The following is a 24,390-nucleotide window of genomic DNA, read 5'->3' as shown; positions in this document are numbered from 1 at the left end:
TTCCGCATTCCGCGGCCCGTTCCTCCGGGGCACTCGCTCTACTTTACCCGCCGTTTCCGCCGTGTCAAATCCGCGTTTCGCAACCGAATTCCACACAACAAAAACGCACCGCAATCGCACGATCCAAGATCGTGTGATCGAGTTTTGGTTCCCCAGGACGGCCGCTCCGGGCCCGATAACCGGTCCCGCTCGCTCGCCCGTCTCCCTGGCGGCTCGGACAACATTACTCGCCGCTGACACGTACACCAAATCGGGGTGCCGCGACCGCCATCACACCCGCAAACCCTCAGGTCAGACCCGTCAGCCGTCGCCCAGCCAGGCAAAGGCCACCCCAAAACCTGCCTGAACGACGGCCGGCGAACTTGCACCGCCGACCCACGCGGGCCCCGCGAACCGCGCGCCCCTCAAACCGCGGGGCCGGCCAGCCGCGCGGCCCCCGCAAACCGCGGGCCCTTCGAACCGCGGGCCCTTCGAACCGCGGGCCCTTCGAACCGCGGGCCCTTCGAACCGCGCGCCCTTCGAACCGCGCGCCCTTCGAACCGCGCGCCCTTCGAACCGCGGGCCCCGAGCACCGCGCGGCTCCGCGCACCGCAGGGCGGCGAGCCGCGGTCGGCGAACCGGAACGGCAGAAGACGAACGTGCCCCAGGTCCGTGCGGACCTGGGGCACGTTCGGCAGAGGAAACGTCAGGGCACCAGTTCGACACCCGCGAACGTCCGCTTCCCGCGACGCAGCACCAGGAACCGCCCGTGCAGCAGCGCCGACGACGGGATCACCGCCTCACCGTCGGTGATGCGCTCGTTGTTCAGGTACGCCCCGCCCTCGCTGATCGTCCGGCGCGCCTCGTTCGCCGACGCCACCAGCCCCGCCTCCTTCAGCAGGGCGCCGACGGCCGGGAGCTCACCCCGTACCGAGAGAAGCCCTGCCTCGGAAAGGGCGGACCGCAAGGTGTCGGCGGACAGCTCGTCGAGCGAACCCCGCCCGAAGAGGGCCTGGCTGGCGGCGACCGCCTGCCGGGCGTCCTCGGCGCTGTGCACCAGGGTGGTGAGCTCTTCGGCGAGCGCGCGCTGGGCGAGCCGGGCCTGCGGCCGTTCGGCGGTCGCCTTGGCCAGCTCCTCCAGTTCGTCGCGGGACTTGAAGCTGAAGAACCGCAGGTACTGGTCGACGTCGCGGTCGTCGCTGTTGATCCAGAACTGGTAGAAGCTGTACGGCGAGGTCATCGCCGGGTCGAGCCAGACCGCTCCGCCCTCGGTCTTGCCGAACTTGGTGCCGTCGGCCTTGAGGACCAGCGGGGTGACGAAGGCGTGCACCGGCCCGGCTCCGCGACGGCGGACGAAGTCGACGCCGGCGGTGATGTTGCCCCACTGGTCGGAGCCACCGAACTGCAGTTCGCAGCCGTGCTGGACGTGCAGCTGGTAGAAGTCGTTGGACTGCAGCAGCTGGTAGCTGAACTCGGTGAAGCTGATGCCGCTCTCGAGACGGTTCCGGACGACGTCGCGGGCGAGCATCTTGTTGACCGGGAAGTGCTTGCCGACGTCGCGCAGGAAGTCGATCACCGAGGTGGGGCCGGTCCAGTCGAGGTTGTTGACCAGGGTGGCGGCATTGTCACCGGAGTAGGTGACGAACGGCGAGAGCTGGGTGCGGATGCGGTCGACCCAGCCCTGCACCACCTCGGGTTCGTTCAGGCTGCGCTCGGCGGACTCGCGGGGGTCGCCGATCTGGCCGGTGGCGCCGCCGACGAGCAGCAGCGGGCGGTGCCCGGCGAGCTGGAGGCGGCGGGCGGTGAGGACCTGCATGAGGTGACCGACGTGCAGCGAGGCGGCGGTCGGGTCGAAGCCGACATAGAACGTCAGCGAGCCGCCGTCGAGCTTCTTGCGGAGCTCGTCGGGGTCGGTCGAGTCCTGGATCAGTCCGCGCCACAGCAGGTCGTCTACGAGAGTCACGTCTCGGATTCTCCCGCACCGCCTCATATCGAGCGATGCTGGGTGGATGGCTCACCTGGGTAGCGCGAATCCCCCGTTCGAGATCTCGAGGAAGAAGGCGGAGAACCGCCTGGAGGCGGCGCAGCAGCGGCTGTTGCGGTTGCGGCTGATCCTGGGTGGCCAGATCGGGGCCCAGAGGATCGGCCCGCCGCTGTGTGTGCTCTTCGAGGGGTGGGACGCGTCGGGCAAGGGCGGGGCGATCAAGCGCCTGGTGGCGCCTCTGGACCCCCGCCATGTCCGGGTGTCGCAGTTCGCGGCGCCGACCTATGACGAGAAGCGGCACCATTTCCTGCAGCGCTTCTGGAAGGTGCTGCCGGGTTACGGCGGCATGTCGGTGCTGGACCGCTCCTGGTACGGGCGGGTGCTGGTGGAGCGGGTCGAGGGTTTCGCGTCCGAGGCGGCGTGGAAGCGGGCGTACGACGAGATCGCCGAGTTCGAGCGCACGCTGACCGCCGAGGGCATGATCCTGATCAAATTCTGGATGCACGTCTCCGACGAGGAGCAGCTGAAGCGGTTCGAGAGCCGGCGTGACGATCCGTTGCGGTCGTGGAAGCTGACCGAGGAGGACTGGCGCAACCGCAAGAGGCGTGCGGAGTACGAGGCCGCGGTCGAGGAGATGATCGACCGGACGGACCGGCCGCGGGCGCGCTGGCGGGTGGTGCCGGGTGACGACAAGCAGTACGCCCGGTTCGCTGTCGTGGAGCACGTCTGTCACGTGCTGGAGAAGCGGCTGGAGAAGCTCGGCGTGGACCTGGAGGCGGCGTTTTAACGCAATTCACCGTAATTCGCCCTATATGGTAGCGGCATGACCATGAGCAGGAAGCACTTTTCCCGCCGGCTGCGCCGCGTCGGCCTGCTGGTCGGCCTCGCCGGGATCGCGGTGAGCACGGCCGGGGCGGCGTACGCGTCGCCCCAGCCGGCCGAACCCGCCGGAACCGCCGGCGCGACAGCAGCCCAGGTGACGTCCTATGCCGTCGAGAGCCCCGCCGACCGGGCCGGGTACGAAGCGGTCTCGGTGTCGGTCGCGCGCACCCGCGGCCGGTACGAGAGCTCGCTCTTCCAGGTGTCCGGCAACGTGCCGGCGGCCGCGGAGGTGCTGCGTCTCGCCTCCAGCCCGGCCTTCCGTTCGCTGCGCTCGCGGTACGTGCCGCCGAACAAGTCCGGCAGGTACCGGTACGAGGTGACGGCCCACTACCGCAACGGCAAGGTCAAGCGGGTCGTCACCTACGCGGACACGGCGGGCACCCCGGGGATCCTCCTCGACGTGATCCGTAAGGTGGAGACCCTGCCGACGCCGGCGTTCCCGCCGGGGTTCCCGTTCACCGGCGGGTTCCCCTTCAACTGACCAGTTTCCGCGCCTCCCCCGGGCCGTCGGCGGCCACGGCCAGCGCGGCCAGCCGCCGGCAGTCCGCCTCGGTGCGGGCGGCGAGCGACGCCCGCACCGCCGGGATCGCGCGCGGCGACATGGACAGGCTCGTCACGCCGAGCCCGGCCAGCACCGGGGCGAGCAGCGGGTCCGAGGCCGCCTCACCGCACACCCCGACCGGTTTGCCCAGTGCCCGGCCGGCCTCCCCGCACACCCCGATGAGCTGCAGCAGCGCCGGCTGCCAGGGGTCCAGCAGGTCGGCCAGGTCGCCGCACATGCGGTCGGCGGCGAACGTGTACTGACTGAGGTCGTTCGTGCCGATGCTCAGGAAGTCGACGGCCCGCAGCAGGTCGGCGGCGCGCAGCGCGGCGGCCGGCACCTCGATCATCACCCCGGCCTTCGGCAGCCCGGCGTCGTGCACGGCGGCGGCGAAACCGGTGGCCTCGGCGAGCGTCGACACCATCGGGGCCATCACCCAGACGTCGGCGCCGGTCTCCGCCCGGGCTTCGGCGATCGCGGCGAGCTGTGCGGTCAGGACGTGCGGGCGCTGCCGCGCCACGCGCAGGCCGCGGATGCCGAGAGCGGGGTTGGGCTCACCGTGCTGGTGCAGGAACGGCAGCGGTTTGTCGGCGCCGGCATCGAGGGTACGGATGACGACCCGCCGGCCGGCCATCGCGGTGAACACCTCCCGGTACGCGGCGACCTGCTCGGCGTGCGACGGCTCGGCGGCCCGGTCCAGGAACAGCAGCTCGGTGCGGAACAGGCCGATCCCCTCGGCGTGCGCCTCGTCGGCGGCCGGGACGTTCTTCGCGGAGCCGACGTTGGCCAGGAGTTTGACGGCGTACCCGTCAGAGGTCGCACCCGGCCCGGTCGACGCGGAAGCCGCGGCAGCCACCTCGGACGCCCGCCGCACCGCGGCTCTCGCCTCCGCCTCGTCCGCGCCCGCCTCGACCCGCCCGGCGCCGCCGTCGAGCAGCACGAACGTTCCGTCCGGCAGGTCCAGCACGCCGGGGCAGGCGACCACCGCGGGCAGCCCCAGCGCACGGGCCAGGATCGCGGTGTGGCTGGTCGGGCCGCCGACCTCGGTGATCAGGCCGGCGACCTGCTCCGGGTCGAGGTCGGCGGTGTCGGCGGGCGCCAGGTCCCGGGCGGCCAGGATGTACGGGTGGCCGGGCGCGGGAACCCCCGGCATCGGCAGGCCGAGCAGCACCGCGACCGCCCGGTCCCGCAGGTCGTCCAGGTCGGCGACGCGTTCGGCGAGATAGCCGCCGGCGGCGGCGAAGACCTCCCGGAAGGCGGCGAACGCGCCGTCGATCGCATGCGGCGCGTCGTGGCCGGCCTCCACCAGCTCGCGTACGCCTTCGCGCAGCTCCTCGTCGTCGGCCATCAGCGCCTCGGCCCGCAGCACCTCGGCCACCGTGGCGTCGGCGGCCCGGTCGGCACGCCGCCCGAGTTCGGCGACCACCTCGGCGAGCGCGGCCTCGGCCCGGGCGAACTCGGCCGCGGCGTCGGTGACCGGGGTGGGGGCGGGCAGCGCCGGGGCGTCGGCGATCCGCAGCAGCGGACCGGCGGCGACCCCGGCGCACACGCCGATGCCGGTGAGCACCTCAGACATGACCGGCGTCCAGGTCGGTGGCGATCAGCTCGGCGAGGCTGTCCAGGGCCTCGTCGGCGCCGTCGCCCTCGGCCTCCAGAACCACCTCGGTGCCCTGCTTGGCGCCGAGGGCGAGCACCGACAGCATGCTCTTGGCCGGCACCGGCTTGCGGTCACCGACCCGGATGGTGACCTTGACCGGCGCCTTGGCCGCCGCCTCCACGAAGATCTTCGCGGGGCGGGCGTGCAGGCCGCTGGCGGAACCGACGGTCGCGGTGCGGGTGGGCATGACGGTCTCCTTCGGGTTACGGCTCGATCGTGACTTTGATGGCCTCGCCGCGGGCCACGATCCCGAAGGCGTCGATGGCGCTCTCCAGCGGCAGGCGGTGGGTGATCAGGTCGGCGACCGGCACCGCGCCGGAGGCGACCAGTTCGAGGGCCTCGGCGTTGTGCGCGGGGCTGGACCCGTTCGCGCCGACGATCATCAGCTCGCGGTAGTGGACCAGGTTGGAGTCGCAGGTGATGGTCGGGTTGTCCTTGGGCAGGCCGCCGAAGAAGCTGATCCGGCCCTGCCGGGCGGCCATCTGGATGGCCTGCTCCTGCGCCTTGCCGGAGGCGGCGGCGGTGATGATGACGTCGGCGCCGCGGCCGTCGGTCAGCTTCAGGATCTCCTCGATCGGGTCGGTCTCCTCCGCGCAGATCGCGGCGTCCGGCTTGACCAGCTCGGCGGCCATCTCCAGGCGCTGCCGGCTCAGCTCCACCAGGAACACCCGGGCCGCGCCGCGGGCCCGGGCCAGCCGGACGTGCAGGCAGCCGATCGGGCCGGAGCCGATCACGACCACGTCGTCGCCGTCACCGACCCGGGCCAGGTTCTGCGCGTTCAGGGCGCAGGCCAGCGGCTCGGCGACACTCGCCTCGGCGAACGAGACGCCGTCCGGGATGCGGTTCAGGCCGTCGACCTTGAGCACCTCCCGGGGCACCACCATGTACTGGGCGAAGCCGCCCTCGAAGTGGTAGCCCATCGACACCTGGTTCGGGCAGATCGTCATCCGGCCGCGCCGGCACTCGGCGCACTCGCCGCACGGGATGGCCGCGATCACCTGCACCCGGTCGCCCGGCGCCCATCCCTCGACGCCGTCACCCACCGCGACGATCTCGCCGGCGATCTCGTGGCCCATCACCCGCGGCGGGTGGATGTGGTGGTGGCCGAACTTCGAGATCTTGACGTCGGTGCCGCAGGTGGAGCAGTTCCGGACCCGGATCTTGACCTCACCGGGGCCGGCCTCGGGCTCCGGCGCGTCCTCGAAACGGACGTCGCCGGGGGCGTGGAAACGCACGACCTTCATTGTTCTACTTCCTCCTGAATGCTCCCGAGCAGCCGGATCACGGTCTCGGGGTCGGTGGCCTCGCGCAGTTCACGGGCCTGGTCCTCGTCGAGCAGCACCTCGGCGAGAGCGGCGAGCAGCTCGACGTGCCCGTCGCCCTTGGCGGCGATGGCCACGCAGAGGGTGACCGGCTCGCCATCCCAGTCGACGGTCTCCGGGAACCGCAGCACCGCGAGGGCGTCCCGGTTCACCAGGTCCTTGCCGGCGAGGGTGCCGTGCGGGATGGCGACCCCCTCGCCGACATAGGTGGAGATCGACTGCTCGCGGGCGAGCATCGCGTCGATGTAGCCGGCTTCGGCGGCGCCGATCTCCACCAGGACCTCGCCGCAGCGGCGGATCGCGCCGTCCCGGCCGTCCGTCTTCTCGCCGAGCCGGATGGCCCGCCGGTCCAGCAGCTCAGACATTGAGGTCGGTGCCCTGCTGGATGGCCTTGACCACGCGGGTCACGGCCGGGTCGCCGAGGAAGATCTGGAACGGCACGATCGGCTTGTCCGGCGCGATCGAGCGGGCCCGGGCGGCCAGCCCGCTGTGGCAGACGACGACGTCGGCGTCGGCCGGGATGTTGTTGACCGGGGTGTGCTCGACGGTGACGCCGGTCTTGCCGAGCTGCTTGCGCAGGGTGCTGGCGAGCATCACGCTGCTGCCCATGCCGGCGTCACAGGCGACGACCAGCTTGTGGATGTCCTTGCCGTTGATGGTTGCCATGACGGTCTCCTGATCTAGACGGTTTTCCGGCTGTCCTCGGTGGCCTCGGTCTCGGCGGCGGTCCGCTGCTCCGGGATCGCGCTCTCCGTCTCCTCCGCGGCGACTGCCTCCTCGGGCTCCTGGTCGGACTTCAGCTTGCCGAAGCCCAGCAGCAGCGAGGCGACACCGAAGGTGACCGCGGCCGCGATGATCACGCCGAGGAACATGCCCAGGTGGCTGCCCTTCGCGGTGACCGCGGTGAAGGCGAAGATGCTGCCCGGCGCCGGCGAGGCGACGGTGCCCGCGCCGGTGACCATGAAGGTCGCGACACCGGCCATGCCACCGGCGATCATCGCGAGGATCAGGCGGGGCTTCATCAGGACGTACGGGAAGTAGATCTCGTGGATGCCGCCGAAGAAGTGAATGATCATCGCGGCCGGGGTGGTCGGGCGCAGCGACCGCGGGCCGAAGAACAGGAACGCGGCGAGCAGGCCCAGACCCGGGCCGGGGTTCGACTCGATCATGAACAGGATTGACTTGCCGCTCTCCGCCACCTGCTGCACGCCGAGCGGGCTGAACACGCCGTGGTTGATCGCGTTGTTCAGGAAGAGCACCTTGGCCGGCTCCACCAGCACCGACACCAGCGGCATCAGGCTGTGGTCGAGCAGCCAGTCGACGCCGTTGCCGGCCGCTTTGGTCAGCCCGTTGACGACCGGGCCGATGGCGAGCTTGCCGAGGATCGCGAAGCCGGCGCCGATGATGCCGGCCGAGAAGTTGTCCACCAGCATCTCGAAGCCGGGGCGGATCCTGCCCTCGATGGCGTTGTCGAAGAGCTTGAGGACGTACGCGGTGAGCGGCGCGATGATCATGGCGCCGAGGAACATCGGCACGTCCGCGCCGACGATGACACCCATGGTCGCGGTGGCGCCGACGACCGCGCCGCGCTGGCCGTGCACCATCCGGCCGCCGGTGTAACCGATCAGCACCGGCAGCAGGTACTTGATCATCGGGTCGACCAGCTCGGCCAGGCTCGCGTTCGGCACCCAGCCGACCGGGATGAACATGGCGGTGATCAGACCCCAGGCGATGATCGCCCCGATGTTGGGCATGACCATGCCGGCGAGATAGCCACCGAGCTTCTGGACCCCGGCACGGAAGCCGGAGCCACTGACCTCGGGTGTGTACGAAGAGGCCATGAGGGGATCTCCATTTCGAAAGGTGGAGAGTGAGGGATTTTTGGTCGTATATCCGGCTCTTGCGAGGTGCGGTGTTACATCCGGCTGGTCGTCAGGGCTGTCTCGGGGGCCTTGAGACAGCCCTGACGACCAGCCAGGGGCCTCCATCCGGCTGGCTGTCACGGCTGTCTCAGACGGGCTGAGACAACCATGAGAACCAGCCAGGGTTTTGCGGTGTTTTGTCCGGCTGGTCTCGGGTGGGGCGAGACAGCCGGGGGTCAGGAGTGCAGAGGGCGGGAGGGGTCGGGGTCGGGGGTGACTGTCACGTGCGTACGGTCGAGATCGCCGGGACCCGGCATGCGGCTGCCCGGAAGGGAGACCGCCGCCGCACCCCACGCCAGGCCCTCGGTGAGAGCGGCGGAGCCGCGCGCGCCCGCCGCCAGGAAACCCGCGAGCAGGGCGTCGCCCGCGCCGACCGTGCTGCGGGGCACGGTCACCGGGGAGACGCCGGCCAGCACGCCGTCCGCGTCGACCAGGACCGCGCCGTCCGCGCCGAGACTGGCCAGCACGGCGCCCGCCCCGGCCGCGCGGAGCCGCCGGCACGCCTCGATCACGTCGCCGAGGGTGGCCGGTTCGGCGCCGACCGCCTCGGCCAGTTCCTCCCGGTTCGGCTTGACCAGGGCGGCCCCGGCCGCGACACCGGCCAGCAGCGCCGGGCCGCTGCTGTCCACGGCGAGCCGGCAGCCGGCGCCGACCAGCCGCTCGCACAGGTCGGAGAAGGCCGCGATCCCCAGGCCCTGCGGGAGGCTGCCGCAGATGACCACCCAGTCGGCGGTGCTCGCGGCGTCCAGGACCGCCTTGCTGACCTGGGCGAACTCGGCGTCGGACAGGGCCGGGCCGGCTTCGTTGATCTTCGTGACCGTGCCGTCCGGCTCGGCCAGGGTGATGTTGGAGCGGGTCCGGCCGGCGATCGGCACGGCCAGCATGTCGACACCCTCGGCGTTGAGCAGGTCGACGAGCTGGTCACCCTCGGCCCCGCCGGTGGGGACGACGGCGGTGGAACGGACCCCGTTGGCCAGCAGCGCGCGGGAGACGTTGACGCCCTTGCCGCCCGGGTCGATGTGCGAGTCGGCGGCGCGCAGCACCTCGCCGCGGACCAGGAGGTCGACCTCGAGCGCCCGGTCGACGCTGGGGTTCAACGTGACGGTCAGAATCATGCTTTTTCCCCCTCTCGGGAGTCAGAAGCACAGACGGGTGAAGCCATGAAATCCCTCCGGTCGCTCATGCCTTCACCACCCGCACGCCCGTGGCCTCGACCTCGGCGGACAGGTCGTGGTCCAGGCCGTTGTCGGTGATCAGCAGGTCCAGTTCGGTGAGGGCGCCGAACTTCGCCAGGTAGTCGTTGCCGATCTTGGTGTGGTCGGCGAGCAGCACCACCCGGCGGGCCGCGGCGATCATCGCCCGCTTGACCGCCGCCTCGGCCGGATCCGGGGTGGTCATGCCACGTTCGACGGTGCATCCGTTGGTGCCCATGAAGGCGACGTCGACGTACATCTCGGCGAGGGGCCGCAGCGCCCAGTCGTCCACCGTGGCCAGCGTCTTGCCCCGGACCCGGCCGCCGAGCAGCAGAACCGTCAGGTTCGGCTTGACGCCGAGCGCCGCGGCCAGCACCGGCGAGTTCACCACCACGGTGAGCTCCCGGTCGGCGGGCAGCAACTGGGCGAGACGGGCCGTGGTGGTCCCGGCGTCCAGGATGATCGCCCCGTCCTCCGGGATCTCGGCCAGCGCTGCCTTGGCGATCCGCTCCTTCTCGCTGATCAGGACGGCGTCGCGGGTGGCCAGTGCGGGCTCGAAGCCGAGCCGCTCGACCGGGATCGCGCCGCCGTGCACCCGGCGCAGCACGCCGGAGCGCTCCAGCACCGTCAGATCGCGGCGGATCGTCTCGGCCGTCACCCCGAAGGTCTCGGCCAGCGCCACGACGTCGACCCGGCCCTCGGCCCGGGCCCGTCGCACTATCTCCTGCTGGCGTTCCTCCGCGTACATCCCTGCTCACCGCCCGACTCGTTTTGGCTTTGTCTTTGTTTACGCCCGCTTCTGCCCGAACGCAATATGTCAAAGAGATTTCAGTCTCCTTGCGGGCCGGAAACTTACCCAGGACAGGTCCGAATCTTGTGGACCGATGCCCGGTTGTGTGGGTTTGGGTCAGACGATGTGGCGTTCGACGGCCACGATCCGGTGCGGGGTGCCGTGCAGGACGACCAGACCGCCGGCCGGCACCGTCGCGTCCACCCGGATCGGCGCGAGCCGGCGGAGGAGTTCCTGAATGGCCGGAAGGTCCGCGCGGAGGGCGGCCGGCCGGCCGGTGGCGAACGATTCTCCGGCGATCCGCAGCGCGCGTTCCAGATCGTCGCCGGAAGACGGGACGCCGGCGCCGTACGCGGAAAGAATCGACTCCGCCGGATACGGTTCCCGGCACATCAGGATGACGCTGCCCGTGCTCGCCCGGACCTGGCACTCGAATTCGGAGAGAATGCGCACGTCGTCGGGGCGGCTGAGGGCGTCCGCGGCCCGTTTCGGCGGCAACCAGAGCAGGTCAGGGGCCTCGGCGATGCCGGGCGCCTCCGCCGCGAAATAGTCGACGTGCTCCGGCCAGCCGTCGTTCACATAGTTCGTGTCACCGAGCCACGGACCGAGCCGGACCGATATCCCGACCGCCTCGGAAACGGCCCGGACCGCGGCCGCGATCATGTGTTCGCCGGGCGCCGTCCGCCCTTTCGGAAAACACCATCCATCGTGCCGGTGATGCACGACGACAACCTCGCGCGCGTTTTCCGCACCACGCCACAGAACGGCGCCGGCGGCCGTGACGGGTGCGGAGAACGACGGGCCGAGGAACACCGCCTCACGATAGGACGGTGTCCGACTTGATCAGATTGCCCTATTCGGGTGACGGGTACGCCGGCAGGCCGAGAGTCTTGCGGATGGCCTGCTGCACATCCTCGACCGGGGGACGCCCGTCCACGTCGTGCACGACCTCCTTGCGCCGGAACAGCTCCAGCACCGGCCGGGTCTTCTCGTGATAGTCGGTCAGCCGGGCCTCCAGCGCCTCCGGGGTGTCGTCGGCCCGGGTGATCAGCTCGTGCCCGCAGATGTCGCAGCGGCCCTCCACCTCGGGGCGGTCGGCGATCAGGTTGTAGTCCATGCCGCAGTTCGGGCAGAGCCGGCGGCTGAGCACCCGGCGGCGCACCTCGTCGTCCGGCAGCTCCAGGTGGATCACGGCGTCGATGTCGTAGCTCTCCATGAAGAACGCGGCCTGCCGCCCGTTGCGCGGGAACCCGTCGATGATGAAGCCGTAGTTCCAGTCGTGGATGCCCATCCGGCGGCGCACCACCTCCTCGACCAGGTCGTCGCCGACCAGCTCGCCGGCCGCCATGATCCGTTTGACCTGGGCGCCCAGCTTGGTGTGCTGGCGCACGTGCCAGCGGAAGATGTCACCGACGCTGATGTGCACCAGGTCGAGGTCCTCGCGCAGCATCTTGGCCTGGGTGCCCTTGCCGCTGCCCTGCACGCCCATGATCACGTACTTACGCATCTCGCCTCCCGCAGCGAAATCAGTCGGCCGCGCCGAGGCGCAGCGGGCCCGGGGCACGCCCGGAGAGGGTGGTCGGATCGATGCTCCAGGCGCCGGCCACCCGGAACACGTCCCGCTCGGCGACCAGCACGGACGTCTCCTCGTCGATCTCGCCGGGCAGCCCGGCGTCCCGCTCGGCCGGGCCGGGCTCACCGAACCACGAGGTGATCTCGCCGGTCTGACCCACATGGCCGAAGGCCCGCAGCAGCTCACCGCCGGCCGCACGCCGCCACCGGTGCGACTCGGTGACCCGGTGCGTGGCGAAGTATTGCACCTCGGTGTCCAGATCGCCGGAGAGCGCCACGATGTCCGGATCGTGGCGGAGCAGCCGCCGCCCGGCCGCGAGCACCCAGGCGGTGTCACGGGCGCCGGGCAGCGGCGGGGTGATCGCGATCCGGTCGTCGGTGAGATGTGCCAGGTCGAGCCCGTCGCGCCAGGGCACGGTGCCGAGATCGCGCAGGCCGAGCGCTGTCAGCACGGTGGCGGGGTCGCCGCCGGCGATGGCCAGCCAGGCCTGTTTGCCGCCGAAACCGGTCATGACGTCCTGATCCATGACGACAACGCTAGCGTTCGAGGATGCCCGGCCGGCCGGGGGTTTCACCCCGGGCTCACGGCCAGCCGTAGTTGCGGCGGAGGACGGCGGCGACCCGGTCGAAACGGGGGCGGTCCAGGACCGCGCCCTCGCGGCGGATGCCGTCCTCGTCGATCTCCAGGACCCGGTCCAGGCGGAGCCAGCTCGGGCGGGCGTCCCGGTCCCAGTCGCCGGGGCCGAGGGCCATCCAGTGGCGCTGCCCGTCGCGGTCGGTCTGGCTGGAGAGCATCAGGCCCAGGAGGGTACGGGCGTCACGCCCGACCACCAGGACGGGACGGTCCTTGCCCTGGGACGGGTCGTCCTCGTAGGGCACCCAGGTCCAGACGATCTCGCCCGGGTCGGCGTCACCGTCCAGGTTGGGCGCGTACGCGAGGTGGCGGCCCTGCTGGGGGACGGCTCGGGTGGCAGCCGGCTTCCGGGAAGCGGCCGGCGCGGGCCGGGGAGCCACGGGCGTGGGAGCGGCCGGTTTGGTGGCGGTGGGCTTGGGAGCGGGGGGATCGACGACGACCGGCGAACCCAGGAGCCGCCGGAAGAAGGCTTTCAGCGTTTCGAGCACGGCGACACCTTACGGCCGGAGCCGCCCGCCCGCAGCGGTCAAGATCGCGGTCCGGGCAGCGTGTGGGGTTCGGCCGTCATACGCACCCGAACTCGACACGGCCGAACTCGCGATCCGGCAGCGTGTGGGGTTCGGGCGCTATACGCGCCCGAAGTCGACACGGTCGAAAGCGCCGGCTCGCACCGCGGCCAGGAACGCGGCCCACTCGGCACGGCTGAAGACGAGCGTGCCGCCGCCGGGGTCCTTGCTGTCCCGCAGCGCCACGATGCCGGGAAGGTTGCCGGCCACCTCGACGCAGTCGCCCCCGTTGCCGCCGCTGCGCGTGCTCTTGTGCCACACGGCACCGGTCAGATCAGCCATCGCTCTCCTCGATGATCATGCGGATGAGATCGTCGGAATCGGACTGGTCCAGGGCGGTCGCGTCGATTTCGGCCCAGATCGACTCGTACGTCGCCACCTCCGCGAGCTTATCCAGGTAGAGGGCGCCGGTGAGGTTCTCGCAATAGATGGTGGTGGGCTCCGGCGAGGCGGTGCCGACGGCAGGGAACTCCAGGACGGTGAACTGCCCGGAGCTGGAGGCCTGGTGCGGCCCGGCGGCGAACGGGACGACCCGGACGCTGATGTTCGGCCGGGTCGACATGTTGACCAGGTGGGCGAGTTGTTTCTGCATGCCGTGGACGTCCGGGATGGAGCGGCGCAGCACACCCTCGTCGACGGCCACCTCCAGACGGGGCGCCTCGGGCAGGCGGCGGCTCAGCAGCGACTGCCGCTCCAGGCGGACGGCCACCGCGTTGGCCACCGCCTCCTCGTCGTCGCCGTGCCATCGGCGGAACACGGCTTCGGCGTACTCCCTGGTCTGCAGCAGTCCGGGGATCACGCTGGGCGCGTAGGAGCGCAGGCGGGAGGCGGCCTGCTCCATGCCGACGTAGAGCTCGAACCAGGCGGGGACGACATCCCCGTACGCATGCCACCAGCCCTTGGCCTTGGACTCGGCCGCCAGGCCGATGAGCACCTCGGTCATGTGATCGGGCGCGGAGTAGACGCCGCACATGGCGATCACGTCATGTTTGCGGACCGGGACCTCGCCGTTCTCGATCCGGTACATCCGGGCGCGGGAGAACTCCAGCTCCTGTGCCGCCGCCATCAGCGATATGCCCGCCTGCTCACGCAACTGCCGCAGCAGCCGGCCGACCTGCCGCCTCGGCACGGTCGAGCCCGTCTCGGTCATGTTCGTCGTCCCCCGCGGTCCGCCAACTGTCCGGTGTATCGAACGAGACGATCCGATCGCCACGCGCGAGACGGCGGGAATCCAAATCTGGGATTCTCACCGATCCGGCTTGAGGGCGAGCCTAAGTCACTACACCCTCCAATGTGTAGTCGTCGAATCGCACATGGTGAGGGCTGAATGCTGGTTCCGCGGACCGAACACGTCGGCGAGCGCCCGTCGTGGGACTGCCGGGTCTGCGGCAGGCCGTGGCCGTGCGCCACCGCGAAGGTCGAGCTCTCCGAGCAGTACCGGAACTTCCCGCACGGCCTGTCGGTCTACTTGGGCTCGTGCATGCTGGAGGCGATCGACGACTGGACCGCCGGCACGGGCGGCCCGCCGGCCGATCTCTACGAACGGTTCCTCGGGTGGGCGGCCTAGCCTTCGACGGGCTTGCGCAGCACGTCGTACAGCTGCTGGTCCCTGACCTCGCTGTGCAGCGTGCCGCCGTCGCTCTCCAGAACCACGAACGGGCAGGCGCGCTCCGCCCCGGCCAGGGCCTTCTCCAGGATCTTGCGGTGCGAGGCCACCTCGTACACGGTCAGCGTGTACCGTCCCTCGACCAGCGGCAGGGTCTTGCCGGCGGACTTGCAGTCGCGGATCCGCTTGCCCGCGCCGGTCAGGTTCAGGCAGGCCACGAGCTGCGCCTTGGCCGGTTCCGGCGCCCAGGTGCGGCGATCGCCGGACGACCCGGTGAAGGCGGCCCGGTTCAGCGTCCGCGTCGTGCGGGACGTGGCGTGCGGCGTGCCCTCGCTGATCAGCACCGGGTGCGGGGCGTCGCCGCGCAGCTTCGGCGCCGACGGGTAGTAGCGGTCCGCGCAGACCCGGTCCAGGTCGTTCGCGGTGCGCACCGCCTGCTTCACCGGCTGCGGCCCGGCGACTGCCGGTCCGGTGGCGCTCGGCGCGGCAGGCGCCTGGCTCGCGGGCCTGCTCTCCGGCGCGCTGCCGGTTTCGATCAGTGAGAACGCGGCTGCGCCGACGCACCCCAGGACGGCGACGGTGACGGCGGCCGCGACGATCACGGTGGTGCGGTTTCTCTTCGCGGTACGGGTGTCCGCCACCGCCTCGCCCGGCCCGGACGGCACCGCCCCGAAGTCCCGGAGGTCCGGTCCGCCGACAGCCGCCAGCCGCGCGCCGAGCCCGGCGCCCTCCGGCGTTTCCCCTGCCTGACCCATGTTCCGCTCCCCGCGCCGAACCCGAGGCGACGAACTATATCGATGTCGGTGGAGATCCGCACTACCCACCGGTAACACGCTGCCCTGACCGCCGGACCGCGCACCTCGCGTGCTTGGCTGGACCGGTGACGTATCGGTGGATGGAACTACCCGCGGACCAGGTCGACGAGGCGGCCCGGGAGTTGCTCGGATGGCGGCTCCGGGCGAACGGGGTGACCGTGCGGATCACCGAGGTGGAGGCGTACAGCGGTCTCGGCGAGGACCCCGCGAGCCACGCGCACCGGGGCCGCACCGGCCGGAACGCGGTGATGTTCGGCCCGGCCGGCCGGCTGTACGTCTACCAGATCTACGGCATGCACTTCTGCGCGAACGTCGTCTGCGGCGAGGACGGGCGGGCCGCGGCGGTGCTGCTGCGGGCCGGCGAGGTGGTGGACGGGATCGAACTCGCCCGGCAGCGGCGCCCGGCGGCCCGTACCGACGCCGGGCTGGCCGCCGGACCGGCCAAGATGCTGCAGGTGCTCGCGCTGGACCGGAGCGCCAACGACACGCCGCTGTTCGGCGACGGCCCGGCCCTGCTGCTGCCGCCGGACGGTCCGGCCGGGCCGGTCTCGGCCGGACCGCGGGTCGGGGTGACCTCGGCCCACGACGTGCCGTGGCGCTTCTGGATCACCGGCGACCCGACGGTCAGCGCCTACCGCCGCCACACCCCCAAACGCCGCGTCTAGATCTCCGTCCGGAACACGGTGAGCTGCTGAGTGGCGCGGGTCAGGGCCACGTACAGGTCGTTGGTCCCGCGCGGCGACTCGGTCCGGATGATCTCCGGGTCGACCAGGACCACGGCGTCGAACTCCAGGCCCTTCGCCTGCGTGACGGTGAGCAGCACGGCCGGTTCCTCCAGGTCCTGGCCGAGACCGGGCAGGGCGGCGGCCACCTCGGCCCGCCGACTCACCGGGGTGATCACCGCGAGACTGCCCGGCCCGCCCGTCCGGGCGGTGACCAGGGCGGCGAGGTCGGCCGGGCCGCCGGTCCGCTCGTCCGGGCCCACACCGGTGGACCGGACCGGCCGGGGCAGGTCGATCGGCGGGACGGCGTCGGCGAGCAGCCGGCCGGCGAACGACATGATCTCCGCGGGGGTCCGGTAACTCACGGTCAGCGCGGCGAGGCGCCAGCGATCGGCGACGTACGGCGACAGCACCTCCCCCCACGACCCCGGCCCGCCCAGCGCACCGGTCTGGGCCAGGTCACCGACGACGGTCATCGACCGGCTCGGGCACCGGCGCATCAGCATCCGCCACGCCATCGGGCTGATCTCCTGCGCCTCGTCGACGATGACGTGCCCGAACGCCCACTTGCGATCCGCCGCCGCGCGCTCGGCGGCCGACAGGGACCGCCGGTCGGCGTACCGTTCGGCGAGCATCCCGGCCTCCAGCACGTCCGCGGCGTTCGGGATCTCGGCCTCGACGTCGTCCTCGGCCTCGTACGACTGGGAGCCCGCGCTGATGTCCAGCACCCCCTGCGCGTACTCGAGCCGCCGCCGTTCGATCAGCGCCGCGCGGGCCCGCGCCGCCCGGTCGTCCTCGCCGAGCAGCTCCGCCGCCTCGTCCAGCAACGGGACGTCCGCCGCGGTCCAGCCGCCGCCGGCGGGACGGTGGAGTTCCGGGTGCGCGGTCGAGGCGTACAGGTCGCTCAGGAATCTCTCCGGTGTGAGAACCGGCCACAGCTCGTCGAGGAGCGCGAGCACCGCCGGGTCCTCCGCCAGATCCCCGCGGATGTCCGCGAGGTCGGCGTCGTCCAGCACGTTCGGCACGCCCGGCGCGTCGTCCGCGCCCAGCGGGTCGTCCCAGAACGGGTCGTCGCCGATCTTCTCCGCGACCTGGGCGGCGAGCACGTCCAGGATCCCGGCGACAAAGATCGGGCGGGCCAGGTTGTGCAGCCGCCCCGATTCGCGGGCGCGGCGGCGGGGCGGCTCGCAGTCGTACCGGTCCAGGCGCAGCACGTGCCGGTCCACCTCGATCGTGCGCGGCGTCTCCGGCACCCGCTGCCGGTCCCGCAACCCCTGCTCCAGGAAGTCCACCATCTCCGCCCGGCCCTTCACCTCGGCCACCTCGGGCGTCTCGGCGCGCCGGGCCGTCACCCCCGGGTACAGGTCGGCGGGCGTGGCCAGCAGCACCCCGGTCTCGGCCAGCGACGGCAGCACCTGCGAGATGTAGCGCAGGAACGTCGGGTTCGGGCCGACGATCAGCACGCCGCGTGCGCTGAGCTGCTCGCGGTAGGTGTAGAGCAGGTAGGCGGCCCGGTGCAGGGCCACCGCGGTCTTGCCGGTGCCGGGCCCGCCCTGCACGACCAGCACCCCACCGGCCGGCGAGCGGATCACCCGGTCCTGCTCGGCCTGGATCGTCTCGACGATGTCGCGCATCCGGCCGGTCCGATGCGCGTCCAGGGCCGCGATCAGCGCGGCCTCCCCGACCAGCGGTCCGCCTACGGCCGCCAGGTCCGGATCGAAGACCTCGTCGTCCAGACCGGTGACGGTACGGCCACGGGTGCGGATATGACGGCGACGGGCCATGCCGTACGGGGTGACAGCGGTCGCCACATAGAACGGCCGGGCCGCCGGCGCCCGCCAGTCGACCAGCACCGGGTCCTCCCCCTCCCCGCGCAGGCCAAGCCGGCCGATCCGCAGCGGGGCGCCGTCGTGCGGGTCGAGGCGGCCGAAGCACAGTCCGGACTCGACGGCCTCGTACCGGGCCAGCCGGCCGGCGTAGTCCCGGGCGGCGAAGTCGCGCTGCCGCCGCTCCTGCGGGGTGCCGCCGGCCTGACTCCACTGGCCGGCCAGGCGCTCCCGGATCCGCTCTCGCATCTCGTCGAGGTGGCCGTAGATCACGGCGAGGTGGTCCTGTTCCTCAGCGAACGCGTCCGCGGGACTTGACAGACTTGACACCACGGGCCCCCAAGGCTTATTCTAATAGTGGTTCACTCCGCGTCCTTCCAATAAGACGCGGAGACGTACGAGCGTACGCCTCTTTCCGGGGTTTGTCCCGCGCTCAGTTCATCAACACCCGCAGCGCCGCCGCGTCAGCACGCCAGGCATGCTCCTCCAGCAGCGGCGGGATCAGCCGGACGTCCGGCGGGTCGCCGGGATACCGCGCGGTCACATGGGTGTGCAGGTGCGGCTCGTCATCGCCGGCGGTCACGAAATCCAGGCGCGCCGGCCGGAAACAGTCACGGATGGCGCGGCCCACGGTCAGGACCTCACGGTGGTACAGGTCGGCCTCGACCGGGCTCAGGTCGATCGGCTCCACCACGTGCCGGCCCCGCCACACCACCACGGCACAGCCACGGGCGAACGCGCGCCGGGCGAAATAGGCGTCGGTGACCCGCCCCGACCAGACCCGCAGCCCGAAGCCGGTCTCGTCACGCCGCTCCCCGCACCAGGCACAACCGTCCTCCCCCATCCCGGAACCATAAACGATCCTCGATCGCCGGGGGTGCCCGTGACCGCGCCCGCACGGATTCCCCCGCTGTCTCCCGGCAGTTGAGACACCACCAGCCGTCCCCCAGGACGGTCACACCTCTCCCAAGACCGGCCTGGCCGACGGCCGAACCGCCAGCTGTACGCCACGACGGCTACGCCCACCCGAAAACCCACCTGAACGACGGCCGGCGACCGTCGGCCGGGACGGTTGTCGGGGTGGGGAAGGGTGGCGGTTCACCAGGGGTTGAGGGAACGCCACTGCTGGTTGGACCTTCCGGTGCAGTCCTCGAGGCGTACGGTGCCCTGGCCCGTGACGCTGTCCACGGAGACCTCGGTCAGGCAGCGGCCCTTCTTGTCGCCGGCCTGCAGGGTCGTGGTGTACCACCAGTTCTGTTCCGGCTTGTAGGTGCAGGCCGACACCTTGACCTTCGACCCCGGCCGGGTGCCGCGGGGCTGGACGCAGAACTCGCCCTGGGTGAAATGACCGTCGCTGGTCTGGTAGAAGTCCTGGGCCTTGTTCGCCCGGTCGCAGGCCGTCGTGTGCAGGGGGGTGCCGATGATACCGCCGGTCAGGCAGCGGTACGGCGTCTGCTCGGTGATGATCCACCCCTGGTGCAGCGGCGGCGGGGCGGGCACCGCGGCCGCGGGCGCCGGCGGAGCACCGAGCAGCCCGGCAGCGATCAGCATCGGCAGCAGCACACCACGCAGGACCATCGCATCACTCTAGGAACAGCGGGTGCGGTCACGCAGGCGTTTCGGCTATCCGTCACCGGGCGGGACAGTGGCCCATGGGTCCGCCCAGGAATCCGCCGAGCGTGAGAGGCACCGGTCGAGGTGATGGCGGACCCACGGATCCGTCTCGGTCTTCCGCATGTCCCGCAGCGCCGGGTGCAGGTGGTCGAGCCCGAGAGATCCGACGGCCGCAACACCGCTGGACCGCACCAGCCGATCCGGATCCCGCAGCAGGCCGAGGACCATGCGGAGCGACTCCACGGCCGCCACCCGGCATTCCGCGGACGGGTTCCCGGTCAGCAGGTCCAGCAACTCCGCCTCGCCGAGCGGTGACCGTTCGCCGAACCAGTTCTCGAAGCGTCCGGCCAGGGCTTCGTCCAGCCATCGCTCGTACCAGGTCAGGAAGTCGGGGTCGTCCAGCACGTGGACGTCGCTCCGGCTGTCGAAGTCGACGTTGATCAGCCGGCCCCGGGCCGGCCCGGTCACCACCAGCAACGTGGTCAGCCCACAGCCGTGGGCGGAGACCGGCAGCGTGCCGGGCAGCATCACCCGGCCCGGGCCGGGTGGCTCCTCGTAGCGTTCCTCCCAGTCGCCGGTGTAACGGCGGCCGGGCAGATAAGGGCTGGGCCGGGCCAGGCCACGAGGGCCGGTCTCGGCGAGCGGGTGCAACCAATATCCCGGCCCGGCCATGCCGTCCCCGACATGACGGAGGAAGAGGCGGTATTCCTTCGGAAGGGTCACACCGTGCCGCGATTCGAACGAGGCCACCTCGGATTCCGGGAGCGGTGGCCCGACCCGGAAAGCGTGCTCCTTCGTCGCGAAGTCGTCCTTCCACAACTCGGGGCGGGAACGGGCCTCGGCCAGTTTGGTGGTGATGCGCTGCAGGCGGGGATCCGGCACGGGGCCAGGGTACGAGCGGTTTGCGGGGTGGGGGTGGGGGTAGGCGCGGGAGATGAGTACCGACGCGAGTGTGACGTTCGTGGGGAATGCGACGACGCTGCTCAAGCTGGGGGTGTTCACGCTGCTCACCGACCCGGCGTTCGGGATGGCGGGGAGCCGGGTGTACCTCGGGTACGGCGCGTGGAGCAGGAGATTGCGGGACCCCGCGGTGGCGTACCCCCCATTGGCGAAGCCCGACGCCGTCCTGTTGTCGCACCTGCACGGTGACCACTTCGATCGCGCGGCGCGCCGGGCGATCCCGGCGGACATGCCCATCGTGACCACCCCGCAGGCGCAGCGGAAGCTGCGGCGCAAGCGGTTCGAGAAGACGCTCGGGCTGCCTACCTGGGAGGCCCAGGAGTGGCGGCGGGAGGGGCAGACCCTGCGGGTGACGGCGCTGCCGGGGCGGCACGGGCCGGGGCTGGTGGACCGGCTGCTGCCGGACGTGATGGGGTCGCTGATCGAGTGGGCCGTCGACGGGCAGGCGATGCTGCGGCTGTACGTCACCGGGGACACCCTGTACCGGCCGTTCCTCGGCGAGATCCGGGAACGCTGCGGGGAGATCGACGCGATGCTCATCCACCTGGGCGGGACCCGGCTGCTGGGGCTGCTGCTGACCATGGACGGGCGGCAGGGCGCCGACCTGACCGGGCTGATCCGGCCGCGGATGACGCTGCCGATCCACTACGACGACTACCGGGTGATGAAGTCGCCGCTGAGCGACTATCTGGGCGCCTGCCGGGAACGGTCACTGGACGGGGTACGCCCGATCGGGCGCGGGGAGACGGTCACGCTGGCGCCGAGCCCGGTAGCGGGAAACCGCCTCCACTGACGGACCACGGCCACTAGCGTCAGCGGTGATGATCACGCGTCGCGGGCTGTTGTGGCTGAGTGTGGTGTGCGGGGCCGGTGTGCTGTGGTCGGCCGCCCTGATCGTGGCGATGGCCCTCGGGGCCCGCCCGGTGATCACGCCGATCGCGGTGGGGTTCGCCGCGATCCTGACCGTGCCCGGGTTCGCGGCCGGCATCCTGGCGAACCGGCGCGGATACCGGACCCAGCAGCCGCGCCGGCTGTGGCGGCTGGCGTCCTGGGTGCCGCCGCACGTGCCGATGTGGGGCGCGGCGCTGGCGGCGCTGGTGTTCGCCGGGTTCTGGCTGGCGCTGGTGCTGGCGTTCGTGGCGCTCGACGGCGCCCCGCAACAGCAGGGCGGGCGGTACGTGCTGGTCGACAACAACCGGGAGACGGTCGTCGACCAGGCGACGTACGAGCGTCAGGTCGACCACGAGACGCAGATCTCGCTGGCGGTGCTGGGGGCGTTCGCGGTCGGCGGCACGTTCCTGTGCGCGGCGCGGGCGCTCGACCACGAGGACCACTGACCGGCTCTGGCGGGCGGCATCTACCGTGGGCCGGTGGAGATCCGCCTCTGGTCCGTCGTCGCCGAGGCCGATGCCCTCGCTGCGGCCGGGCCCGGCGCGCGGGTGCACGAGGCCGGGGAGGCCCGGTTCGCGGCCGGGCCGGACGCCACCGTCGTGATCGTGGCCGGGGTGCGCAACGCCGAGGACCTGACCGTTCCGGGGCCGTTCCCGCGCCTGGTGGAGGGCCGGATGACCGGTGGGGACGGCCCGGGGTTGCGGGTGTTCGCGAGGCTGCCCGGCGGCTGTCTGACGCTGGGCACCGCCCGGGTCACCGGGCTGGGCCGGCGCCGGGGCGTGCTGCAGCGCGTGGACCTGCGGCTGGACACGCCGCTTCCGGAGCATCTGCTGACGACGGCCGGCACGGTCGCCGGGCAGCCCGGCACGGACTGGCTGGACCTGCTGCCGGACGACCCGGTCAAGGCCCTGGAGCAGTTCACCGCCGACTGGTACGCCGATGTGCCGCCCGGGGAGCCGGTGGCCGGGGAGGGCCAGCCGGAGCCGTTGCGGGCGTTCCACCGGGCGGCGGCCGGGCGGGCCGGGCTCTATCGCGGGGCGCTGCGCGTGCACCCGGAGCCGCGGGCCGGCGGCCCGGACGGCACGCTGATCTTCGGGGAGGGCGGGGACGGGACGTTCCGGCTGCTCATCGACGCGGGGGTGGACGATCCGCACGTCTACTACGACGGACTCAGTGATCAGCCGTTGCGGGAGCGGGAGCGGCTCGGGGCGTTCCTGCTGCTGTCCGTCCTGGCCCGGGCGGCGATCGACGGCAGCCCGGGCGGGATGGCGTTCACCGACCGGGCGCAGGCCCGGCGGATCGTCGCGCCGCTGCGCCGGGTGCCGCTACGGCCGCTGCGCTGGCCGTGCGCGCACTCGCGGCTCTACGCCGGACCGGATCTGATCGCTCTGGTCGGTGGGGGCGACGCGGACTGGTTCGAGGTCTACGTGGGCGCCCGCAACCGGTCGGCGCTGCGCCGGCTGCGCCGGCTCGGACTGGACTGGGCTTCATTCGACGGCTGACGTGCCGATCATGATCGCATGACACGGGCACCGGACCGGCTCCGCCGGATGGCACCGCCGCGACACCTCGGCGCTCGCATCCGCTGGCTCTTCCTGATCTTCATCCTGTTCAACCTGGTGACCACCGTGCCGCGCACGCTGGGCAGCGACGACGCGCCGCTGGGATGGCGGGTCGCGGCGGTCGCCGCCGCGGTGACGCTGGGCTGGTGGTGGCTGCGCGGGTACCGGCGCGGCGGGTTCCCGCTGTGGGCGGCGCCGGTGGAGGCGCTGGCGCTGGGCCTGATCGGGTACGGCTCGCACAACTGGCTGATCACCCTGGGCCTGCTGTTCGTGACGGTCTCGTTCCGCGGCCTCTACGGCACCTGGCGGCACGCGCTGCTGCTCACCGTCTCGCTCTTCGCCGCGTCGGTGGCCGCGATCGCTCTGACCGAACCCGGTCAGCTCGGTGTCTTTCTTCAGCAGACCGCGGGGGTGCCGCCGCTGGCGCTGTTCACGGCCGCGGTCGCGGAGAGCACCCGGCGTCAGGAGCAGGCCGCGGCCCGCGAGCGGGTCTTCGCCCGGCTCGGGTCCACCCTGGTCACCACGTCGGACCGGGAGACGATCTGCCGGCACGCGGCGGAGGCGGCGGAGGAGCTGCTGGGGGGTCTGCCGGGCGGCTGGTCGGCGGTCACCGGCAACACCCCGGGCGGGGAGGCGGTGAGCACGGTCGCCGGCCCGGTCCCGGCCGCGTTGCTGGCCGGCGACATCTCCGCGGTACGGGTGACGCTGACCCTGCGCAGCGACAAGCACCACTACGGAACCCTGATGGTCGGTGGTGACGTGCCGATCCCCGCCGACGTGATGCCGTCGCTGGAGGCCCTGGCCGCGCAGACCGTGCTGGGCCTGCGCAACGCCGAGCACGCCGCCGACCTGCGTCATCAGGCGTTCCACGACAACCTGACCGGGCTGGCGAACCGGCCGCTGCTGCGCGACCACCTGGAGCAGGCCGCCGCCCGGGCCCGCCGGGGCAGCCCGGTCGCGTTGCTGCTGCTCGACCTGGACGGGTTCAAGGCGGTCAACGACACGTACGGGCACGCGGCCGGCGACCAGCTGCTGGTGGCGGTGGCCCAGCGGCTGCGCGACGGGATCCGGGGCGCGGACACCGCGGCCCGGCTCGGCGGCGACGAGTTCGCGGTGCTGCTCGACGGCATGGATTCGCCGGAGGACGCGGTGCTGGTCGCCGAACGTCTGCTGACCTCGGTGCAGGAACCGCTGGTGGTGTCCGGGGTGGAGCTGGCGCCGCGGGGCAGCATCGGGGTGGCGGTGTGGCGCGATCACGCGGACGCGGACGCGCTGATGCATGACGCGGACACCGCGATGTACGCGGCGAAGTCCGCCGGGAAGGGCCGGGTCACGGTCGCGGCATGACGAGG

At 71.8% G+C, this 24,390-nt stretch carries 28 protein-coding genes; 8 read left to right on the top strand and 20 right to left on the bottom strand.

The annotated features are described in order from the left end of the window. Positions 1-685: 685 nt before the first annotated feature. Positions 686-1,942: a tyrosine--tRNA ligase gene (tyrS, locus tag ACZ3II_RS25655; protein WP_465520258.1), complete on the bottom strand. Its 1,257-nt coding sequence runs from the start codon at positions 1,940-1,942 to the stop codon at positions 686-688. A 46-nt stretch (positions 1,943-1,988) separates the two neighbouring features. On the opposite strand from tyrS, the gene ACZ3II_RS25650 reads away from it, so the two are divergent. Together ACZ3II_RS25650 and ACZ3II_RS25645 are read left to right on the top strand one after the other, a co-directional pair. After that, positions 1,989-2,750, top strand: coding sequence for a polyphosphate kinase 2 family protein (locus ACZ3II_RS25650; RefSeq protein ID WP_465520257.1), 762 nt, complete (start codon positions 1,989-1,991; stop codon positions 2,748-2,750). 36 nt (positions 2,751-2,786) lie between these two features. Then, positions 2,787-3,326, top strand: a complete 540-nt coding sequence (locus ACZ3II_RS25645; protein WP_465520256.1) for a hypothetical protein — start codon at positions 2,787-2,789, stop codon at positions 3,324-3,326. On the opposite strand, the gene ptsP is transcribed toward ACZ3II_RS25645, so the two are convergent. The 14 genes from ptsP to ACZ3II_RS25575 all read right to left on the bottom strand — a co-directional run bounded on the left by ptsP (position 3,319) and on the right by ACZ3II_RS25575 (position 14,192). Continuing rightward, entirely contained in the window at positions 3,319-4,962 is a 1,644-nt protein-coding gene (gene ptsP, locus ACZ3II_RS25640; RefSeq protein WP_465520255.1) for a phosphoenolpyruvate--protein phosphotransferase, read from the bottom strand. The genes ACZ3II_RS25645 and ptsP overlap by 8 nt on opposite strands. Further along, positions 4,955-5,230 carry an HPr family phosphocarrier protein gene (locus tag ACZ3II_RS25635; protein WP_465520254.1) on the bottom strand — a complete coding sequence of 92 codons (276 nt, stop codon included), beginning with the start codon at positions 5,228-5,230 and terminating at the stop codon, positions 4,955-4,957. The genes ptsP and ACZ3II_RS25635 overlap by 8 nt, the downstream gene beginning before the upstream one ends. 16 nt (positions 5,231-5,246) lie before the next feature. Beyond that, positions 5,247-6,287 carry a zinc-dependent dehydrogenase gene (locus ACZ3II_RS25630; RefSeq protein WP_465520253.1) on the bottom strand — a complete coding sequence of 347 codons (1,041 nt, stop codon included), beginning with the start codon at positions 6,285-6,287 and terminating at the stop codon, positions 5,247-5,249. Then, a complete protein-coding gene (locus tag ACZ3II_RS25625) occupies positions 6,284-6,730 on the bottom strand; it encodes a PTS mannitol transporter subunit IIA (RefSeq protein ID WP_465520252.1) in 447 nt (148 codons plus the stop codon). Before ACZ3II_RS25625 ends, ACZ3II_RS25630 begins: the two co-directional genes overlap by 4 nt. Further along, the gene (locus ACZ3II_RS25620) at positions 6,723-7,031 is read right to left on the bottom strand and encodes a PTS lactose transporter subunit IIB (RefSeq protein WP_465520251.1); all 309 of its coding nucleotides are present in this window, start codon (positions 7,029-7,031) and stop codon (positions 6,723-6,725) included. Before ACZ3II_RS25620 ends, ACZ3II_RS25625 begins: the two co-directional genes overlap by 8 nt. 14 nt (positions 7,032-7,045) lie before the next feature. After that, the gene (gene mtlA, locus ACZ3II_RS25615; protein ID WP_465520250.1) at positions 7,046-8,206 is read right to left on the bottom strand and encodes a mannitol-specific PTS transporter subunit IIC; all 1,161 of its coding nucleotides are present in this window, start codon (positions 8,204-8,206) and stop codon (positions 7,046-7,048) included. 257 nt (positions 8,207-8,463) lie between these two features. After that, positions 8,464-9,402 carry a 1-phosphofructokinase gene (pfkB, locus tag ACZ3II_RS25610; RefSeq protein ID WP_465520249.1) on the bottom strand — a complete coding sequence of 313 codons (939 nt, stop codon included), beginning with the start codon at positions 9,400-9,402 and terminating at the stop codon, positions 8,464-8,466. Between the two features lie 64 nt (positions 9,403-9,466). Beyond that, a complete protein-coding gene (locus ACZ3II_RS25605; RefSeq protein WP_465520248.1) occupies positions 9,467-10,228 on the bottom strand; it encodes a DeoR/GlpR family DNA-binding transcription regulator in 762 nt (253 codons plus the stop codon). A 159-nt stretch (positions 10,229-10,387) separates the two neighbouring features. Further along, a complete protein-coding gene (locus ACZ3II_RS25600; RefSeq protein ID WP_465520247.1) occupies positions 10,388-11,083 on the bottom strand; it encodes an NUDIX hydrolase in 696 nt (231 codons plus the stop codon). Positions 11,084-11,123: 40 nt separating this feature from the next. Beyond that, positions 11,124-11,777 (bottom strand): adenylate kinase family protein, encoded by a 654-nt coding sequence (locus ACZ3II_RS25595; RefSeq protein WP_465520246.1) that lies wholly within the window; start codon positions 11,775-11,777, stop codon positions 11,124-11,126. 19 nt (positions 11,778-11,796) lie between these two features. Continuing rightward, entirely contained in the window at positions 11,797-12,369 is a 573-nt protein-coding gene (locus tag ACZ3II_RS25590; protein WP_465520245.1) for a hypothetical protein, read from the bottom strand. Between the two features lie 55 nt (positions 12,370-12,424). Further along, the gene (locus tag ACZ3II_RS25585) at positions 12,425-12,964 is read right to left on the bottom strand and encodes a type II toxin-antitoxin system PemK/MazF family toxin (protein ID WP_465520244.1); all 540 of its coding nucleotides are present in this window, start codon (positions 12,962-12,964) and stop codon (positions 12,425-12,427) included. Positions 12,965-13,102: 138 nt separating this feature from the next. Continuing rightward, entirely contained in the window at positions 13,103-13,324 is a 222-nt protein-coding gene (locus tag ACZ3II_RS25580; RefSeq protein WP_465520243.1) for a DUF397 domain-containing protein, read from the bottom strand. Beyond that, positions 13,317-14,192, bottom strand: a complete 876-nt coding sequence (locus tag ACZ3II_RS25575; RefSeq protein ID WP_465520242.1) for a helix-turn-helix domain-containing protein — start codon at positions 14,190-14,192, stop codon at positions 13,317-13,319. Before ACZ3II_RS25575 ends, ACZ3II_RS25580 begins: the two co-directional genes overlap by 8 nt. Positions 14,193-14,369: 177 nt before the next feature. Between ACZ3II_RS25575 and ACZ3II_RS25570 the strand changes: the two genes are divergently transcribed. Continuing rightward, the gene (locus tag ACZ3II_RS25570) at positions 14,370-14,609 is read left to right on the top strand and encodes a hypothetical protein (protein WP_465520241.1); all 240 of its coding nucleotides are present in this window, start codon (positions 14,370-14,372) and stop codon (positions 14,607-14,609) included. Here ACZ3II_RS25570 and ACZ3II_RS25565 read toward each other — a convergent pair. Then, positions 14,606-15,403 (bottom strand): hypothetical protein, encoded by a 798-nt coding sequence (locus tag ACZ3II_RS25565; protein WP_465520240.1) that lies wholly within the window; start codon positions 15,401-15,403, stop codon positions 14,606-14,608. The two genes, ACZ3II_RS25570 and ACZ3II_RS25565, sit on opposite strands and share 4 nt — an antisense overlap. Positions 15,404-15,543: 140 nt before the next feature. Here ACZ3II_RS25565 and ACZ3II_RS25560 point away from each other — a divergent pair, with 140 nt between their 5' ends. After that, positions 15,544-16,128, top strand: a complete 585-nt coding sequence (locus ACZ3II_RS25560) for a DNA-3-methyladenine glycosylase (RefSeq protein ID WP_465520239.1) — start codon at positions 15,544-15,546, stop codon at positions 16,126-16,128. On the opposite strand, the gene ACZ3II_RS25555 is transcribed toward ACZ3II_RS25560, so the two are convergent. From ACZ3II_RS25555 to ACZ3II_RS25540, 4 genes are all read right to left on the bottom strand, one after another. Next, a complete protein-coding gene (locus tag ACZ3II_RS25555; RefSeq protein ID WP_465520238.1) occupies positions 16,125-18,341 on the bottom strand; it encodes a HelD family protein in 2,217 nt (738 codons plus the stop codon). The genes ACZ3II_RS25560 and ACZ3II_RS25555 overlap by 4 nt on opposite strands. A 103-nt stretch (positions 18,342-18,444) precedes the next feature. Beyond that, complete coding sequence (locus tag ACZ3II_RS25550; RefSeq protein ID WP_465520237.1) at positions 18,445-18,855, bottom strand: HIT family protein; 411 nt, start codon at positions 18,853-18,855, stop codon at positions 18,445-18,447. Between the two features lie 254 nt (positions 18,856-19,109). Beyond that, entirely contained in the window at positions 19,110-19,589 is a 480-nt protein-coding gene (locus ACZ3II_RS25545; RefSeq protein ID WP_465520236.1) for a ricin-type beta-trefoil lectin domain protein, read from the bottom strand. A 45-nt stretch (positions 19,590-19,634) separates the two neighbouring features. Continuing rightward, a complete protein-coding gene (locus tag ACZ3II_RS25540; protein WP_465520235.1) occupies positions 19,635-20,507 on the bottom strand; it encodes an SMI1/KNR4 family protein in 873 nt (290 codons plus the stop codon). A gap of 52 nt (positions 20,508-20,559) precedes the next feature. Here ACZ3II_RS25540 and ACZ3II_RS25535 point away from each other — a divergent pair, with 52 nt between their 5' ends. From ACZ3II_RS25535 to ACZ3II_RS25520, 4 genes are read left to right on the top strand one after another with little or no spacing between them, the layout of a single operon-like run. Then, positions 20,560-21,378, top strand: a complete 819-nt coding sequence (locus ACZ3II_RS25535; protein WP_465520234.1) for an MBL fold metallo-hydrolase — start codon at positions 20,560-20,562, stop codon at positions 21,376-21,378. Between the two features lie 28 nt (positions 21,379-21,406). Beyond that, positions 21,407-21,922: a hypothetical protein gene (locus ACZ3II_RS25530; protein WP_465520233.1), complete on the top strand. Its 516-nt coding sequence runs from the start codon at positions 21,407-21,409 to the stop codon at positions 21,920-21,922. 33 nt (positions 21,923-21,955) lie between these two features. Beyond that, on the top strand, positions 21,956-22,978 hold the full coding sequence (locus ACZ3II_RS25525) for a hypothetical protein (protein WP_465520232.1): 1,023 nt from the start codon (positions 21,956-21,958) through the stop codon (positions 22,976-22,978). An 18-nt stretch (positions 22,979-22,996) separates the two neighbouring features. After that, entirely contained in the window at positions 22,997-24,385 is a 1,389-nt protein-coding gene (locus ACZ3II_RS25520; RefSeq protein ID WP_465520231.1) for a diguanylate cyclase domain-containing protein, read from the top strand. The last annotated feature ends 5 nt before the right edge of the window (positions 24,386-24,390 follow it).

The organism is Actinoplanes sp. NPDC019969, from assembly GCF_055562375.1.
The sequence above is the reverse complement of the archived record's forward strand: the minus strand, read 5'-3'. Positions and strand labels throughout refer to the sequence as shown.